The following is a 14887-nucleotide window of genomic DNA, read 5'->3' as shown; positions in this document are numbered from 1 at the left end:
GATCGAAAAACTCTCGCCGCATCACACGTGGATAAGCCGGCGGCACCTGCAACCTCCCTAGTCACGGAAATTGCATTGACCGTATGAATCTGCCGGCCCCTCGGCCGCCACTGCGTTACGAACGCGAGAGCGCCGCTATCCGAACTGGCCCGGCTGGTAGTCGCCGGCGGGCATCTGAACGATCACGTTCAAGCGGTTGACGGTGTTCATGAAGGCGATCAGGCACACCAGCGCGCCCAGTTGGTTCTCGTCGTAATGCTTGACCGCATTGGCCCACACGTCGTCACTGACCCCGCCCGCCGCATCGGCGATCCGGGTGCCCTGCTCGGTCAATTCCAGGGCCGCGCGTTCGGCCTCGGTGAATACCGTTGCCTCCCGCCATGCCGCGACCAGGTGGAGGCGCTGCTGGGTCTCCCCGGCGAGCACCGCGTCCTTGGTGTGCATGTCGGTGCAGAAGGCGCAGCCATTGATCTGGCTGGCGCGCAGCGCCACCAATTGCTGCGTCGCCTCGGGGAGCGCCGAGTCCGTGATCACCTTGCCCGCCGAGGTGACGTACTTGAGCATCTTGACGGCGGTCGGGTTCTCGAACAGGTTCAAACGAGCATCCATGGTGCACTCCTGGTTGATGGGGATTACCCCCTCGAGACACCTCGACTCGACGAAATGTGACATGTGCGCCGGAGAACCGGTGTGCGGCGATAATCAGCGGGTGCCGATGCCGACCACGCTTGAGTCCGTCCTGTTGGTCGTTGTCGTCGTGCTGTTCGCGGCGTTCGTCACGTTCCTGGTGCTGTTCATCGTGAGCCGGCGGCAGCTGACGAACGCGCGGCGTGAGATCGAGCGCATGAAGCTCGAGGATGAGGACCGCAGGCGGAAGCGTCGTCGGGGTGTGGCGCCGTTGGCCATCAAGACGGTCTTTCAGACCGCGGACATGCTGCTCAACAAGGGGCTGGGCGCAACGGTCCGCAACTCGATCGAGGACCTCGCCGGATGGGCGCAGGTGGAACGCCCGGATCTGGCGCGGCTGACCGCTGACGGACGCGTCGTCATCGTCTTCTCGGACATCGAGGGCTCGACCGAGTACAACGCCGCGATGGGTGACCGGGCCTGGGTGAAGCTGCTGGAGAAGCACAACAAGCTCGTCCAGGCGCGGGTCGACAAACACGGTGGCCATGTCGTCAAGACGCAGGGCGACGGTTTCATGATCGCGTTCGCCGACCCGGAGAACGCGGTGCGGTTCGCCACCGATGTGCAGAGCGCGCTCGCGGAGAACGCCCAGCGGTGGCAGGCCATCCGGGTGCGGATCGGCGTGCACATGGGCACCTCGGTGCGCCGCGGTGACGACCTGTTCGGTCTCGACGTCGCGATGGCGGCCCGCGTGGCCGGTCAGGCTGAAGGCGGCGAGATCCTCGTCAGCGAGCCGGTCGGTGACGCGGTCAGGCATCTCGATGACATCGTCCTGGGTGCGGCCCGCGAAGTGGAACTGAAGGGCCTCCCGGGGAAGCACCGGCTCTATCCGGTCCTCAGCCTCGAGCAGCGGGCTTTGGAGGCGGCGGCTGGACGTGACTCGTGACCCATTGCGCGGCGAGCTTGATCAGGCCTGATTTCGGATAGGTGATGTGCGCGTTCCAGTCCCGGCCGGGCGAACAGATGGGGTCGTTGGTGTTGCACAGGTCCGCGGTCCTGGCGCCGAAGTCGGGGCTCATGCGGGTCAGGGGCTGGCCGAGACGTGCCGACGGGTTACCGAAGACCACGACAGAGGCGACGCGCGGAACGACCGCGGCAGGCAGCGGGGCGGAGTAGCCGAGACCGGCGACCGGTGAGGTGGCCACGACGTCGACCACCGCCGCGCCCTGCGAGTAGCCGCCCATCACGATCTTGGTCTTGGGGCAGCGTGCCGCCGTGGCCTGGATCCGCTTGCTCATGTCGGTGGCTCCGGCCGCGGCCTTCATGAAGTCCCACGACGCGGGGTACTCCACCGCGTAGGTGTCGACCGTCGAGCCTTTGACCATGGGGCGCAGCGTGTCGACGAACGCCTTGCCGACATTGCCGATGCCGGCGGGTTCGTCGGTGCCGCGGGCGAACACGACCTCGATGTCGGGACACTTCGGCGCCGCCGACGACACGGGTGTCGCGATCGTGCACACGGCGGCGGCCGCAGTCACTGCTGCGATGCCCGCGAGGGCCGACACATCACCCACGAATCACTTCTACCACTCTTTCAACAGTGGTGCCCAGGCATGCCAGGTCTGCGTAACGGGTACTCGATGACGGTGACCAGTCCAGTTCTCGACGAACTCCTGCACATCGAACGGGCCGGGTGGGACTCGCTGTGCGAGTCTTCCGGCGCCGATTTCTACGGCGAACTGATGCTGCCCGACGCCGTCATGGTCCTCGCCAACGGCATGGTGATGGACCGGAACACCGTCGTCAGCGCGTTGGCGCAATCCCCGCCGTGGCGTGCGTATGAGATCAGCGGCGTCCGGTTGATCGCCCTCGACGACGACAACGCGGCTCTGGTCTACACGGGTACGGCCTACCGCGACGGCGACGAGCCCGCGTTCGTCGGCGCCATGTCCAGCGTCTACCACCGGGTCGACGGAGTGTGGAAGCTCACGCTGTATCAGCAGACCCGCAAGCCGGACCAGTAGGCGGCGTGGCCTCGCCGGTCGCGTCGAGGGCATCCCGCATATGGTCGAGCGGTGACGATCGCCTATGACGAAGCCCTGCGGGAACGCATCGGTGCGCATCTGGCGGGGCACGAGCGCCGCGCCGTGACCGACCCGACGAAGCGGCACGCGGCCGTCGCGGTGGTCCTGGTCGACTCCGAACTCGGTGAGGACCGGGTGGATCCGGCTCCGGTCGACGAGTGGATCGGGGGACGGCCGATGCCTGAGCCCGGACTCGACGGACGCATGGTCGACGTATCCGGCGGGGCCGCTTTCCTGTTGTGTCGCAGGACTTCTCGGCTGTCGTCGCATGCCGCGCAGTGGGCGCTACCCGGCGGGCGGCTGGATCCCGGGGAGTCGGCGATCGAGGCCGCGCTGCGGGAACTGGACGAGGAGGTCGGGGTGAGCCTGCCCGACTCGGCGGTGTTGGGCCTGCTCGACGACTACCCGACCCGCTCGGGATACGTCATCACCCCGGTGGTGGTCTGGGGCGGCGGACGGCTGGATCTGCGGCTGTCGCCCGACGAGGTGGTGGCGGCGTACCGGGTGGGGCTGCATCAGCTGCAGCGCGAGGATTCGCCGCGGTTCATCGCGATTCCGGAGAGCCCGCGCCCGGTGGTGCAGATTCCGTTGGGCAATGACCTGATCCACGCGCCGACCGGCGCGGTGCTGCTGCAGTTGCGCTGGCTGGCCCTGGAGGGGCGCACCGATCCGGTCGACGAACTCGAACAACCGGTCTTCGCCTGGAAGTAGGGCTCAGGACCGGGCCGGGTGTGCCCGCCACCCGGGATAGTGTCCAGTCGTAGCCGATTGAGTGGGTTCATTGAGTCGGGTCAATACGACGGAACGGAATGGCTGTGGCAGACGGGTTGTCTGCGCGTGAGGCGAAGCGCCTGCAGACGCGTGAGCGGTTGATGGGTGCGGCGATCGCAGAGTTCAAACGCGCGGGGATGGCCGAAGCGGACGTGGGCGCGATCGTGACCGCAGCGGGCGTGGCGCACGGCACGTTCTTCTTCCATTTCCCCACCAAGGAGCACGTGCTGCTGGAGCTGGAGCAGCGCGAAGAGGAGCGGATCGCCAAGCAGTACACCCAGTTCCTCAAGAAACCGCACAGCCTGGAGGACGGGCTGCGGGAAGCCATGCGCCTGGTCATCGGGCTGGAACGCAGGCTCGGCGGCGTCCTGTTCAAAGACTTTCTGGCCCTGCACTTCTCGCAGACCCGGCCACCCGCACCGGACAGCCAGGAGCATCCGGTGATCTCCGGGGTGGCCCGGGAGATCGAACTGGCCCAGCAGCAGGGCGCGGTCGCCGCCGACGTCAACCCGTGGAACAGCGCGGTGTTCTTCCTGCTCGGCTTCTACGCGCTGTTGATCACGACCAACGATTGGCCGACCCGCGACGCCCTCCTGGATGACTACGTCGTCAGGACCATGCGGAGCCTCGCGCCCTAGACCTGGCGCTGCCCCTGCGGGCCCCTGTCCAGCCGCCGATTCGTTGACTATAGTCAGTCAACAGTTCGGGACCGGCTCGCAGGAGGACGCTTGAATCTGCCGACCATCAGGCCGCGCCGCACGGCCGCGGCAGGTGCGCCCGCGCGCCCGGTGGCCGACCACGACGAGCGGTCCAGAACCGCGCAGCGTCAGGCCGACAAGTGGCTGATCGCCGGCTCGCTACTGATCGGCAGTGCCGTCCTCGGCACCATCGGGCTGCCGATCTTCCTACGCGGCGTGTGGTTGCTGCGACGTGCCCAGCGGGACGGATTGTCGGTGCGTCCGATGATGGTCACGCTGCTCGGCTACCTCGTCGTCATCGATGCCGCGATCAACGCGATGGGCTGGTCGCTGGACCTGATCGGCAACCACTCCTTGCTGGCCAGGGTCCTTCTGACGGGCTGGGGCAACATGTTTGACGCCGGTTACTTCTGGCATTTCAACGAGTTGTGGGTGGGCGGTGCAGGCGGCCCGGGGGAGAAGGCCTGGGAGGTCGCCCTCATCCTCACGGTGTTCACCATGCGCATCGCCGCGGGCATCGGGTTCCTGCAGATGAAGCGGTGGGGGCAGCAGTGGATGATCGTCACCTGCTGGATGGGCGTGGTGATCTGGTGCGGCTATGTGTTCAACATGACGATGTTCGCCGACGTCCGCTACGCCGGGGTGATCTTCCCGGTGATCGGCTGGTGGCTCTACGACATCTTCTACATCACCCCGTTCCTGGCGATCCCGTACCTGCACACGGTCAACCGGGAGATCTTCACCGACTGACGCACTCAGATATTGACTGAAGTCAGAAATTCGATCGCGAAGGAGGGTGCAGTGTTCTGGGAAATCTGCCGCTACATCGGCGCGTGGGGCGGCACCGCCCTGATCATCTGGTTCTGGTACTGGATGTTCTCCAACATCGGCACGTTCTGAACTGATGGCCGACCACGACGCGCTCGCAGTCGAACGCAGCTGTGCCCTGACCGCCGTTGCGCTGAGCGGGGGCCGCCGTGACGGGGTGCGGCTGGTCACCGGAGAGCAGCGCGGTTTCGGGCTGAGCGCGCCGCTCGACATCGTGCTGGTTCCCCACCCGGCAGCCGTGCCCACCTGGACCCGACGCTCGTTGACCTGCGGGGTGGCGCTGCAATGCGCCCCGTCGAAGGACCGGCTGGTGCACTACCGACTCAACGAGCTGTCCGGCCGTGAGCTGCAGGCCCTGACGCTGATCGAAGCCGGGGTGGCGCTGGGCTGGATCGCGACCCGTTGGCCCGGCCTGATCAGCGAAACCCGAAGACTTCTACCGGAACTGGGGCACGCCGACGGCGATCTGCCGGCCGCCGACATGCTGCAGCGGGCAGTGGAGCTGGCGCGCGGCCGCGGACAGCTCGATGTCGACCCGCTGCTGGGCCGGCTGCCCGTCGCCTGGACCGCGCCGGCCGGTCTGACCGACGGGTTGCGCCGCAGGTTCGGCCGGATGCCGTGGACCAGTACCCAAAAGCGGCTACCCAGGCCGTATTCCGTGCCGGTCGGCGGTGACGGCGGAGTGCGCAACCCTAATCTGCCGCCCCCGAGCCGGCCGCAGGACAACGACCTCGACGTCACCCCGCAGCACCGGCCGGGCATTCCTTACCCGGAGTGGAACGCGTGGACCGACAGTTTCCTGCGCGATCACGTCGCCGTCGTCGAGCACGCCAAACCGCCGCGCAGCCGCCAGTCTGCGCCGGTATCAGCCGATCTGCGGGCCTGGTTCTCAGAACACACCCACCGTGCGATGACCGACGGCCTGGAGGACGGATCCGACCTGGATGTGGATTCCTATGTGCGCCACCACATCGACCTGGCTACCGGAGAGGCGGGCGAACCCAGGGTATTCCGGGAGTTGTTGCCCAGCAGCCGGGACGTGTCCACGGCGCTGTTGCTCGACGGCAGTTCGTCATTGGGGGTGCACGGCGGCCGGATCTTCCGGCTCGAGCTGGCCTGCGCCGACGCGTTGTCGCGGGCGATGACCCAGGCCCGCGAACGCCACGGCATCTTCGTGTTCACCGGGAACACCCGGCACCGGGTGGAAGTGCAGTGCCTCAAGGACTTCGAGGACCGGCGGTTCGTCCCGCCGAGCGCGGCCGGCCTGGTCACCGGGGGATACACCCGCCTGGGCGCGCCCTTGCGGCATCTGACCAGTCGCCTGCTCGCCCAACCGTCGGAGCGGCGGCTGCTCATCGTCATCGGCGACGGACTGATCTCCGACGAGGGCTATGAGGGGCGCTACGCCTGGGCGGATACCGCGCATGCGGTCGAGGAGGCCAACGACGCCGGAGTCGCCGTGTACTACGTCGGCGTCGGGCCGACCCGTGTCGATCCCCTGCCCGAGGTGTTCGGACCGCGGCGCTCCCAACGGATCCGCCGCGTCGAGGAGCTTCCGCGCGTGCTGGCACACGTACACCGCGAACTGGTCGCGGCCTGACTGGAGGGACGGAATTGAGTACCGACGTATATTTCTCCAACGGCAACGAGATTCAGCTGTTCGAGCAGGCCTACGCCCGCCGGATCCCGGTGATGCTGACCGGTCCGACCGGCTGCGGCAAGACCCGCCTGGTCGAGCACATGGGTTCGTTGTTGCAGCGCCCGGTGGTGACGATCAGCTGCCACGACGACCTGACCAGCTCGGATCTGGTGGGCCGGTTCATGGTCACCGGCGGCGACGTGGTGTGGACCGACGGGCCACTGACCCGCGCGGTCAAGGCCGGGGCCATCTGCTATCTCGACGAGGTGGTCGAAGCCCGGCACGACTCGCTGGCCATCCTGCATTCGCTCACCGACCATCGCCGCGCGCTGTACCTCGACCGGGCCGGGGAGGTGGTGCGGGCACCGGACACCTTCATGCTGGTGTGCTCCTACAACCCGGCCTATCGCAGTTCGCTCAAGGAGCTCAAACCGTCCTTCCGGCAACGGTTTGCGACGCTGCCGATGGCGTACCTGCCGCCCGAGCGCGAGGCCGGGGTGATCGTCGCGGAGACCGGAGTCGGTCACGACACCGCAGCGCGTCTGGTGGCCTGTGCCGTGGCGATCCGCAGCGCAGACGCCGCGTTCCATTTCGAGCCGCCCTCGACGCGCGTGCTGGTCACCGCGGCACAGCTCGTCGCGGAGGGCGCAACCGAATTCGACGCCGCCGAGGCCTGCGTGCTCGCGCCGCTGAGCACCGACGGGGCGATCAACGACGGGCTCCGTGAGGTCGCGGCAGCCGGCCTGCTCGACGGTGCGGCCCGAAACCGAGGAAAGGATGCCCGATGAACGAACAGGAGCGAAAGCGCAAGCGCGCGTTGATCGTTCTACAGGTTGTCGTCTACGGCTACCTGTTCACGATGTTCTGCATCCAGCTGTACATGTCCTTCGCCAGGGGCTGGTGGGACCTGTGAACCTGCCGCTGGCCCGGTCTGATTCGGTGACACTCGAGGATCACCACGAGCAATCCCGGCTGGCGCAACGCCGGGCCGACAAGTGGATGATCGCCGGCGCCCTGCTGATGGGCATGTGGATTCCGGGTCTGATCGGGTTCCCGATCTTCATGCGTGGGGTGTGGTTACAGCGCCAGGCCCAGCGCGACGGCTTGTCGGTGCGGCCGATGATCGTCACGCTGATCGGCTACCTCGTGCTGATCGACGGTGCGCTCAACAGCCTGGGATGGGCGCTGGATCTGGTGGCCAACCACACCCTGATCAACCGGGTGCTGATGGTCGGCTGGGGCTACATGTTCGACGCCGGCTACTTCTGGCACTACAACGAACTCTGGATCGGCGGTTCGGCCGGGCCGGGTGAGAAGTCGATGGTCTTCGGCATGATCGTCACGGTTTTCGCGATGCGTTGCGCCGCGGCCATCGGGTTCCTGCAGATGAAACGCTGGGGACACCAGTGGATGATCGTCACCTGCTGGATGGGCGTGCTGATCTGGTGCGTCTACGTCTTCAACATGACGATGTTCGCCGACGTCCGCTACGCCGGGGTGATCTTCCCGGTGATCGGCTGGTGGCTCTACGACATCTTCTACATCACCCCGTTCCTGGCGATCCCGTACCTGCACACGGTCAACCGCGAAATCTTCACCGACTGAACATCTTTCAAGGAGCGCATGGTGTCGATAACTGACGAAACCGAAACAGACCCGGCACAGGATCTGCCGCCGGGTACCACGCCGTACTACGCGAACATGCACAAATGGATCAAACGGGCCGTGATGGTGTGCCTGGTCGCGCTGGTCGTGGAGGGCGCGTTCACGTTGCCCTTCATGGCCGTCTACTACGGGTATCCGACGCTCAGCCTGACTCAGATCTGCAGTGAGCTGCTCAAGGTCCGCTACTCCGATGACACGTTGGAGTGCAAGCATCCCTACCCGATGTTCGGGCCGCCGGAGGGCGCCGAAGGCAAGGACACCGCCCGCGACGAGTGGGGGATCCAGCCGACCCCGAAGTACGACCGGCTGGGCTTCCGCGAGTTGGTGCGCCGGTACGAGGAACGTCAGGCCCGCCAGGCCGCGGAACAGGGCAAGTAGATGCCCGATCTCGCCTCGGATCCCGAAGGCGCCGCGGTGTTCCACGGCAACTCCGTGACGCGTGGCTACCGACGGATCCCGGTCGTGTTCACCACGGGCGAGCGGTCGACTGTATTGCGGGGACCTAACGATTCGGTGGTCTCTCGGGGTTGACGCTCGTGCAAGTAGCAAAGCCGTGGTTCAGTGGTAATCGATGTCTGGTACCTGGTCCCCGCGTCGCTGTATCACCGCTGCGGTGACGGCGGGTATTGCGTTGCTCGCGGTGGGGATTCCTTCGGCCACGGCCGCCCCGGCCAGTGATGCCAGGGGCTATGTCGATTCCACGGCGCGGTGCGACAGTGCCGACGCGACCGTGCTGTTCGGCAGCACCGACGCCTCTCGGGTGGCGATCTGTTCGGTGTCGGGCGGTAAGTACGAGTACCGCGGTGTGCGGCTGCGCGACGGCGCCAAGTTGGTCGTGCCGGCCTCTCGCAACGACGACGGCGCGTTCCGCGTGGAGAACGCCGGGATCGAATATCTGGTGACCTCGAAGTCGCTGGTGCTCAGCGTGGGGGAGAAGGTGATCCGCGAGGAGTCGATGATCGACTTCCATCGCCCGGGAGCGCCCGCGGCTCAGGACGTACCGAAGTCCCCGGGTACGGCCCCGGCTCCCGCGACAGCGGCGCCCACTCCGACGACTCCGCTGCCGCCGCCGCTTGCCGCCGAAGTCGGTGGAAGCGGCGCCCGTCGTTGAGTCGCTAACCCGCTGACCTGCGCCATCGGCGGTGCCGTTGAACGCAGGCGATGAAAATGATAATCATTAACGGTATGCGTGAGTGCTCGTCGCCCCTGCCGGCATCTGATCTGGACCGCCTGAGACCGGGAACGATCTGTCTGACGGTTCCGCTCGTCGACGAGGTCGTCCAGGTGGGTATCGGCGGCGAGTTTCCGACCACCGTCGTCGTGGTCTCGGTGACGGCGTCATCGGTGCGGGTGCGCCGCCTCGACGGCCGGCGGCTGCAGGCGCGCATCGTCGAGGGCTGGCAGGGTGCAACCGAGCCCGGCGTGGCGACTCCGGTATTCGGCGAGCCGGTCGAGGCTTTGGTGCTCGAACGCCGCGGCGGGCGCTGGGTTCCGGGCCCGGGTCTGTGCCGTCGGATCGTCCACCTCGATCCGTTTGTCGGCACGCTCGCACGATTCGCCCTGGCCAAGCAGGCACGCACCGCCGATCAAGCAGTAGGTGCGGCGTAGGTCTGCAGGTACCGGGTCAACGCCCGTTCGCCCTCGGTGAGGATCGCGCGGTCTGTTTCCGGGCCGGCGTGGAAGGCCATCTCCAGCAGACGATCACCCATCTCCACCGCCACCATCGTCACCAGGGGATCGGTGCCTTCGCGCAGCAGACCCCAATGCAGCAGCCCGGCGTGCAGGGCGTTGGCGAACTCGGCCCGGCGCGCCCGCGGGTCGGCGAGCAGGCCGCTGGCCAGGCTGGTGTAGTGCAGGTTGACCAGGTGCGGGTGGTTGCGCAAGTGCTCGTAGTGGAATTCGAAGATCCCGTGGGCGACCTCGGCCAGGCTGGTCGGGGCGAGCGCGGCCAGTATCGCCGCGCCTTCGGCGTCACGCCGGTCGAGGTGGTCGGAGACGATCTCCTGAAGGATCGCGTCGCGGTTGGGGAAGAACTGATAGACCGTCGCGACCGGGACCTCGGCCCGGTGAGCGATTGCCCGGGTCGTGACGGCGTCGACGCCCTGCGTTTCGAGTAGTTCCAGTGCTGCGGTCCGGATTCGTTCGACGCGTCGTCGGCTGCGCTCCTGCACAGGTTGTCGTCGCCGTAACGGCTTGTGGGTGACCACCTAGAAATCGTCGCACACGAAAAATGTGAACCCGATTCATGTTAACTATTGTCCCGGGCATTTCGAGGGGGCCAAGGGCTGAGTGCTATGCCGCAGCGCACGGTTGCGACCTCGCGTGGTTGAACTCACAGGGTTGGGGCGGTGCGCCGGTACCGTGGGCAATCGTGTCGATACTGTCTACGCCCCTGGTGGCCGATTCCTTGGCCAGGTTGTTCTCCGCGACGGCGCGCCCGACGCCCATGCGCGGCGTCCGGTTCCCCGAAATCGCCGGCAGCACAACGCTGATCGAAATCCCGACCCGTCACGGTGAGGTGGCCGCGACGGTGTACCACCCGCCGTCGGGCGACGCGAAGCCCGCGGTGTACGTGAACGTGCACGGCGGGGGCTTCGTCGTCGGGCACCGCGAACAGGACGACCCGTGGTGCCGTTTTCTCGCCGCCCACGCGGATGTCGTTGTGGTCAATGTCGATTACCTGTTGGCTCCGGGGCACCGGTTCCCCACACCGGTCGAACAGATCTATGACGTGCTCAGCTGGGCAGCGGCGCCCGAGCGGGACTGGGACGGCACTCGGCTGTGCGTCGGAGGCCAGAGCGCGGGTGGCAGCCTGTCCGCGGGGGCCGCCCGGCTGGCCTTCGAGAAGGGCGGGCCGCAGATCGCACTCCAGTTTCTGCACTACCCGCCGCTGGATCTCGTCACCGCCACAAGGGACAAGCACTCCCCGCGGGATGCCAAGGCGGTGTTGAAGCCGTGGATGGGCGACGTGTTCGACACCGCGTACGTCCCCGATCGCGCGCAGCGCACGGACCGTCTGGTGTCCCCGGTCTGGGGAGCCAACGCCGACGGACTCGAGGGGATCGCCCCGGCGCTGATCGTCACCGCCGAATACGACCGGCTGCGCGACGAGGCGTGGCAGTACGCGCAGAAGCTCGAGGCGGTGGGCGCCCTGGCCGAGTATCACGAAGTGCCCGACGTCGACCACGGCTACAACATCATGAGCAACGCAACCGAGGTCACCCGCAAGGTCTACGAGCTGATCGCCGGGCACGTCCGTCGCGCCACCGGCAGTTAGCCCAGCGAGCTGTGCAGGGCCAGGGTCGCTGCCACGGCGTTCGCCGCCTCAGCACCCTTCTTGACGAAATGCTTGGTGAAGTAGTCGATGTGCTCGTCGTGCTCGTGGAAATGGTGCGGAGTGAGCACGACCGAGAACACCGGAACGTCGGTGTCGAGTTGCACGCGCATCAGCCCGTCGATCACCGCGGTGGCCACGAAGTCGTGACGGTAGATGCCGCCGTCGACGACGAGGCCGGCCGCGACGATCGCCCGGTAACGCCCGGTGAGTGCCAGACGCTTTGCGGTGAGCGGAATTTCGAAGGCACCGGGCACCTCGAAGAATTCGAGGGCCGCGCCGTCGACGCCGTGGGTGCCGATCTGCTCGGTGAATCCCTCGCGCGCCTTGTCGACGATGTTGCGATGCCAGGTGGCTTGCACGAACGCGATCTGAGTGGCTGCGTCAGACATGTGGTGACGCTATCGCACGTCGAGGTAGGCATCGGCCCAGGCGCCGATGATCCGTCCGGCGCGTTTGGCCTGCCCGGGTCCGGTCAGCAGGTGTTCGGAGCCTTCCAGCGAGACGAAGCTGCGTGGATGGCGGGCGGCCCAGAAGATGTCGCTCGCGTTCTTGATGCCGACGGTGTTGTCGGTCGGGGAGTGCAGGATGAGCAGCGGCAGTCTGAGGCCCTTGATCTTGTCGAGCAGCTCGGTGGCCCGGACATCCTCGATGAAGGCCCGCTTGAGTGTCAGCGTCTTCCCGCCGACCATCCACTCGCCGCTGCCCTCGGCGCAGACCTGGTCGATCACCGCGTCGTACTGACGCTCGACGTGGGTGGGGTCGAACGGCGCGCCCACGGTCACCACGGCCCGCACGCCGGGGGATTGCCGGGCCGCGGCGATCACCGCCGCGCCGCCCCACGAATGCCCGATCAGGAGGTCGGCCGGGGTACCGCGCTCGGCCATGAACGTGCAGGCGGCGATCACGTCATTGGCCTTGGCGGTGAAGGAGCCGTCGCCCCAGTCTCCTTCCGAGTCGCCCAGGCCCAGCGCATCGAAGCGCAACATCCCGATGCCGTCGGCGGCCAGCTGCTTGCAGATGCGGGAGGCGGCCGGTGAGTCCTTGCCGAGGGTGAAACCGTGCGAGAAGACCCCCCAGCCCCGCACCGGCCCGTCGGGCCGATCGATCACACCGGCCAGCATCGGGCCCGTCGAGCTGGGGAAGGTGACGCGCTCAGCCATGAGGGTGGTTTACCACGTAGAGAGCGGTGCCGCGAGGAACGGAAGCGCAGCTCGGGCAGGAAGCGGCCCGGCACTCTAGTTAGCCTGGCGCCGTACTTTGCCTGAAATGCGGCGTTGGTGGGGAGGTACCTGCTTGGTTGCCAGCCTGGCTCCGTAGTCTGGAGGTCAACGTCTGCTGCTGGTCAGTGCCGCCCGGCATGCTGCGACTGAACGCAATGAGATGTGGAGCAAGTTCGTGCCCCTGAACACCATCGCGCTGGAACTCGTCCCGCCGAACCTCGAACGCGGCGTGCAGTACCCCATTGAAGAGGCACGGAAAGTGCTCGCGTTGGCGGCCGAGGCCGGCATCGAAGGGCGGATCCGGCACGTCATGATCCCCGGGATGATCGACGAGGACGACGACCGTCCGATCGAGATGAAGCCGCGGATGGATGTCCTGGAGTACTGGAACATCCTGCGGCCCGAACTTCCCGACATGCGCGGCTTGTGCACCCAGGTCACGTCGTTCCTGGACGAGGCCGACCTGGGCGGGCGGCTGACCGAGCTGAGCGGGGCCGGTTTCGATGGCATCGCGTTCGTCGGCGTGCCCCGGACCATGAAGGACGGCGAGGGCGAGGGCGTCGCACCCACGGACGCCCTCTCGATCTATGAGCAGCTGGTTCCCAACCGGGGCGCCATCCTCATCCCAACCCGCGAGGGTGAGCAGGGCCGGTTCAAATTCAAGTGCGAGCGGGGCGCGACGTACGGCATGACACAGTTGCTGTACTCCGACGCCATCGTCGGTTTCCTCAAAGAGTTCGCCGAGACCACCGATCACCGGCCCGAGATCCTGCTGTCATTCGGCTTCGTGCCGAAGATGGAGTCCAGGGTCGGGCTGATCAACTGGCTGATCCAGGATCCGGGAAATGAGGCCGTGGCCGCCGAGCAGGAGTTCGTCAGCCAGCTGGCCGAACGTGACTCGGATGAGAAGCGCAAGCTGATGCTGGACCTGTACAAGCGGGTGATCGACGGGGTGGCCGACCTCGGCTTCCCGCTGAGCATCCACTTCGAGGCGGCCTACGGGGTGTCGAAGCCCGCATTCGAGACCTTCGCCGAGATGCTCGCCTACTGGGCGCCGGACCGGGTTTCCTAGCTCGTCTCCAGGTCCCCCTTGATACCGGCCTGCTCCAGGAATGCCTGTGCAGTTGCCGGGATCCGTTGTCGATGCCAGATCAAGACCAGGGGCCGCTCGGGGCGCGGCCGGCGCAATTCGATGGTCGCGATGTGGGGCCGGGCCCACTCGGCGGTCGACCGCGGCATGAGCGCGATCCCGAGCCCGGCCCCAACAAGTTCAGCGAGATCGGTGAGGTGGTCGGTCTCGGCCCTGACATCCGGCGTGAACCCTACTTCTGCACAAGCTGTTTCGAGAACGGTGCGTAACCCTGTCCCATTGGTGAGGCATGCGAAGCGCTCGTCACGCAGTGCGGATATCGCGACCGACGACTGTTCCGCGAGCGGGTGATCACGTGCCACCGCCACCACCAGGGGTTCGGTGACCAGGGCGGCCGCAGCGAGCGCGGCAGGTAGACGCTGCCTGGTCGGGCCGCCGAGAAGCCGCTCGCCGATCAGCCCGATGAGCGCGGTGTCGATGCGGCCGGCCAGGACGTCGGCGACGAGCGAGTCGGAATCGTTGACGCGCAACGTGATCCGCACCTCGTGGTGGCGATGCTGAAATATCCGCAGCGGGGTCAGAAGCTCCGCTGGTGGTGACGCCACGGTACCGATCGTCAAGCGACCGGCAAGAACGCCGTGTAGTGCAGCGACGGCGTGTCGCCCGGCCGCCACCGTGTCCAGAACGGCTCGGGCGTGCGGCAGGAACGCCTCGCCCTCGGCGGTGAGCCGGACCCGGCGCTCGGACCTGTCGAACAACCTGACACCCAGTTCCCGTTCAAGCTGGGCGATTTGCTGACTGATCGCTGGTTGCGCAACGTGTGCCCGCAACGCGGCGCGGGTGAATCCGCCCTCCTCCACCACCGCGAGCAGATACTCGAGCTGGCGCATTTCCATAAGTGAAGCTTATTCAGATCGAATCGGAAACA

At 66.8% G+C, this 14887-nt stretch carries 20 protein-coding genes; 14 read left to right on the top strand and 6 right to left on the bottom strand.

Annotation, left to right across the window (positions count from 1 at the left end; translation table 11 throughout):
* Positions 1–135 precede the first annotated feature (135 nt).
* Complete coding sequence (locus tag ACWEFV_RS21165; RefSeq protein ID WP_450071586.1) at positions 136–609, bottom strand: carboxymuconolactone decarboxylase family protein; 474 nt, start codon at positions 607–609, stop codon at positions 136–138.
* Between the two features lie 106 nt (positions 610–715).
* Here ACWEFV_RS21165 and ACWEFV_RS21160 point away from each other — a divergent pair, with 106 nt between their 5' ends.
* Positions 716–1573 carry an adenylate/guanylate cyclase domain-containing protein gene (locus ACWEFV_RS21160; protein ID WP_450071601.1) on the top strand — a complete coding sequence of 286 codons (858 nt, stop codon included), beginning with the start codon at positions 716–718 and terminating at the stop codon, positions 1571–1573.
* On the opposite strand, the gene ACWEFV_RS21155 is transcribed toward ACWEFV_RS21160, so the two are convergent.
* A complete protein-coding gene (locus tag ACWEFV_RS21155) occupies positions 1524–2192 on the bottom strand; it encodes a cutinase family protein (RefSeq protein WP_450071600.1) in 669 nt (222 codons plus the stop codon). The two genes, ACWEFV_RS21160 and ACWEFV_RS21155, sit on opposite strands and share 50 nt — an antisense overlap.
* 48 nt (positions 2193–2240) lie before the next feature.
* Between ACWEFV_RS21155 and ACWEFV_RS21150 the strand changes: the two genes are divergently transcribed.
* From ACWEFV_RS21150 to ACWEFV_RS21100, 11 genes are all read left to right on the top strand, one after another.
* The gene (locus tag ACWEFV_RS21150; RefSeq protein ID WP_450071585.1) at positions 2241–2651 is read left to right on the top strand and encodes a nuclear transport factor 2 family protein; all 411 of its coding nucleotides are present in this window, start codon (positions 2241–2243) and stop codon (positions 2649–2651) included.
* A 51-nt stretch (positions 2652–2702) separates the two neighbouring features.
* Entirely contained in the window at positions 2703–3422 is a 720-nt protein-coding gene (locus ACWEFV_RS21145; protein ID WP_135459599.1) for an NUDIX hydrolase, read from the top strand.
* Between the two features lie 98 nt (positions 3423–3520).
* Positions 3521–4120: a TetR/AcrR family transcriptional regulator gene (locus tag ACWEFV_RS21140; protein WP_135459598.1), complete on the top strand. Its 600-nt coding sequence runs from the start codon at positions 3521–3523 to the stop codon at positions 4118–4120.
* A gap of 150 nt (positions 4121–4270) precedes the next feature.
* Positions 4271–4930, top strand: a complete 660-nt coding sequence (locus ACWEFV_RS21135) for a hypothetical protein (protein WP_450071599.1) — start codon at positions 4271–4273, stop codon at positions 4928–4930.
* Positions 4931–5084: 154 nt separating this feature from the next.
* Positions 5085–6608, top strand: a complete 1524-nt coding sequence (locus ACWEFV_RS21130; RefSeq protein ID WP_450071584.1) for a MorD protein — start codon at positions 5085–5087, stop codon at positions 6606–6608.
* 14 nt (positions 6609–6622) lie between these two features.
* Positions 6623–7435 (top strand): AAA family ATPase, encoded by an 813-nt coding sequence (locus ACWEFV_RS21125; protein WP_450071583.1) that lies wholly within the window; start codon positions 6623–6625, stop codon positions 7433–7435.
* The gene (locus ACWEFV_RS21120) at positions 7432–7560 is read left to right on the top strand and encodes a hypothetical protein (protein WP_286175227.1); all 129 of its coding nucleotides are present in this window, start codon (positions 7432–7434) and stop codon (positions 7558–7560) included. The genes ACWEFV_RS21125 and ACWEFV_RS21120 overlap by 4 nt, the downstream gene beginning before the upstream one ends.
* On the top strand, positions 7557–8252 hold the full coding sequence (locus tag ACWEFV_RS21115; protein WP_450071582.1) for a hypothetical protein: 696 nt from the start codon (positions 7557–7559) through the stop codon (positions 8250–8252). The genes ACWEFV_RS21120 and ACWEFV_RS21115 overlap by 4 nt, the downstream gene beginning before the upstream one ends.
* Before the next feature lie 96 nt (positions 8253–8348).
* Positions 8349–8690 (top strand): hypothetical protein, encoded by a 342-nt coding sequence (locus ACWEFV_RS21110; protein WP_450071598.1) that lies wholly within the window; start codon positions 8349–8351, stop codon positions 8688–8690.
* Between the two features lie 193 nt (positions 8691–8883).
* Positions 8884–9423: a hypothetical protein gene (locus ACWEFV_RS21105; protein WP_450071581.1), complete on the top strand. Its 540-nt coding sequence runs from the start codon at positions 8884–8886 to the stop codon at positions 9421–9423.
* A gap of 74 nt (positions 9424–9497) precedes the next feature.
* The gene (locus ACWEFV_RS21100) at positions 9498–9920 is read left to right on the top strand and encodes a hypothetical protein (protein ID WP_450071580.1); all 423 of its coding nucleotides are present in this window, start codon (positions 9498–9500) and stop codon (positions 9918–9920) included.
* On the opposite strand, the gene ACWEFV_RS21095 is transcribed toward ACWEFV_RS21100, so the two are convergent.
* Positions 9899–10519 (bottom strand): TetR/AcrR family transcriptional regulator, encoded by a 621-nt coding sequence (locus ACWEFV_RS21095; protein WP_450071579.1) that lies wholly within the window; start codon positions 10517–10519, stop codon positions 9899–9901. The genes ACWEFV_RS21100 and ACWEFV_RS21095 overlap by 22 nt on opposite strands.
* Positions 10520–10683: 164 nt before the next feature.
* Here ACWEFV_RS21095 and ACWEFV_RS21090 point away from each other — a divergent pair, with 164 nt between their 5' ends.
* Positions 10684–11589: an alpha/beta hydrolase gene (locus ACWEFV_RS21090; protein ID WP_450071578.1), complete on the top strand. Its 906-nt coding sequence runs from the start codon at positions 10684–10686 to the stop codon at positions 11587–11589.
* On the opposite strand, the gene ACWEFV_RS21085 is transcribed toward ACWEFV_RS21090, so the two are convergent.
* Both ACWEFV_RS21085 and ACWEFV_RS21080 read right to left on the bottom strand, forming a co-directional pair.
* A complete protein-coding gene (locus ACWEFV_RS21085) occupies positions 11586–12038 on the bottom strand; it encodes a 6,7-dimethyl-8-ribityllumazine synthase (protein WP_135459585.1) in 453 nt (150 codons plus the stop codon). The two genes, ACWEFV_RS21090 and ACWEFV_RS21085, sit on opposite strands and share 4 nt — an antisense overlap.
* A gap of 9 nt (positions 12039–12047) precedes the next feature.
* Positions 12048–12809 (bottom strand): alpha/beta hydrolase family protein, encoded by a 762-nt coding sequence (locus ACWEFV_RS21080; RefSeq protein ID WP_450071577.1) that lies wholly within the window; start codon positions 12807–12809, stop codon positions 12048–12050.
* A 235-nt stretch (positions 12810–13044) separates the two neighbouring features.
* Between ACWEFV_RS21080 and ACWEFV_RS21075 the strand changes: the two genes are divergently transcribed.
* On the top strand, positions 13045–13941 hold the full coding sequence (locus ACWEFV_RS21075; protein ID WP_450071576.1) for a mycobacterial-type methylenetetrahydrofolate reductase: 897 nt from the start codon (positions 13045–13047) through the stop codon (positions 13939–13941).
* Here ACWEFV_RS21075 and ACWEFV_RS21070 read toward each other — a convergent pair.
* Positions 13938–14849, bottom strand: a complete 912-nt coding sequence (locus ACWEFV_RS21070) for a LysR family transcriptional regulator (RefSeq protein WP_167858041.1) — start codon at positions 14847–14849, stop codon at positions 13938–13940. The two genes, ACWEFV_RS21075 and ACWEFV_RS21070, sit on opposite strands and share 4 nt — an antisense overlap.
* Positions 14850–14887 lie beyond the last annotated feature (38 nt).

The sequence above is a fragment of the Mycobacterium sp. NPDC004974 genome (genome assembly GCF_053600815.1).
Note: the sequence above shows the minus strand (reverse complement) of the source record. Positions and strands in the feature narration are given on the sequence as shown.